A 1,082-nucleotide genomic window follows, 5' to 3' on the forward strand; every position below is an offset into this window, starting at 1 on the left:
AAATCCTCGCGGAAGGTCGGCAGCCGCTTCAGCGTTTCGAAGCGGCCCCACAGGAAGCCCATATGCGGCGAGAAATTCTTGTAGCCGGAGCAGACGAGATAGTCGCAATCCCAGGCCTGCACGTCGATCAGCCCATGCGGCCCGTAATGCACGCAGTCGAGGAACACTTCGGCGCCGACCGCGTGCGCGATCTCTGCCACCGAAGCGACATCGACGATCGAGCCGATCGAATGCGCGGTGACCGTGCAGGCGACGAGGCGGGTACGGTCGGAAACCAGCGGGCGCAGATCGTCGACATGCAGATTGCCGTCCTCGCGCATGCGCCACCATTTGAACTTTGCACCGGCGGACTCCAGAGCCAGCCAGGTCGCGATGTTGGCGTCATGGTCCATGTCGGTGATGACGATCTCGTCGCGCTCCTGCAGCATCTGGCCGATGCCGAGGCTGACCAGGCGGATGAACGAGGTGGCGTTCATGCCGAAGCAGATTTCCGCCGGGCTATAGGCATTGATCAGCAGCGCGACGCTTGTGCGCGCATCGGCGACCGACTGGTCGACGGTGACGCTGCGGCCATAGCGGCCGCCACGCTGCACATTGTGCGAAACCAGATGGTTGGTCACCGCATCGAGCACGCTCTGCGGGATCTGCGCGCCGGCGGCATTGTCCAAAAAGATGAAGTCGCCGGCCTGCTGCAAGGCCGGAAACATGGCGCGGATGGCGTCGACGGGGAACGCGGTGGCATTCGCATTGTCGGTTTGATGCTTGTTCACGGGGTAGGCTCCTGCGGAGGACTTGGGCGGGGTGGGATCGGTTGACGAGGTCAGCGCTTCTTTTCGGTCTTGAAGCGCTCTTCAAGCAGGCTGACGAGGCGGACCATCGGCCAGAGAAAGATGAGATAGACAAGGGCTGCGCCGATCAGCGGCGAGGGGTTGGCGTAAAGCGACTGCGCGTTGGTCGCTTCCTTCAAGAGTTCCGGCAGCGCCACGGTCGAGGCGAGCGAGGTGTCCTTGAACATCGAAACGCAGTTGCTGGTCATCGGCGGGATGACGACGCGGATCGCTTGGGGCAGCACCACTTTGCGC

The 1,082-nt window shown here is 62.9% G+C and carries 2 protein-coding genes; both read right to left on the bottom strand.

Translation table 11 applies throughout. The features are described from left to right. Nucleotides 1–770: cysteine desulfurase-like protein (locus EOC06_RS43710; RefSeq protein ID WP_245470141.1), on the bottom strand; the 770-nt coding region annotated here is incomplete at its 3' end. A 50-nt stretch (nucleotides 771–820) separates the two neighbouring features. Beyond that, nucleotides 821–1,082 (bottom strand): ABC transporter permease subunit (locus EOC06_RS43715; protein ID WP_127423528.1); only part of this gene is annotated, 262 nt, incomplete at its 5' end.

The organism is Mesorhizobium sp. M7A.F.Ca.MR.362.00.0.0, assembly GCF_004023175.1.
GTDB lineage: Bacteria > Pseudomonadota > Alphaproteobacteria > Rhizobiales > Rhizobiaceae > Mesorhizobium.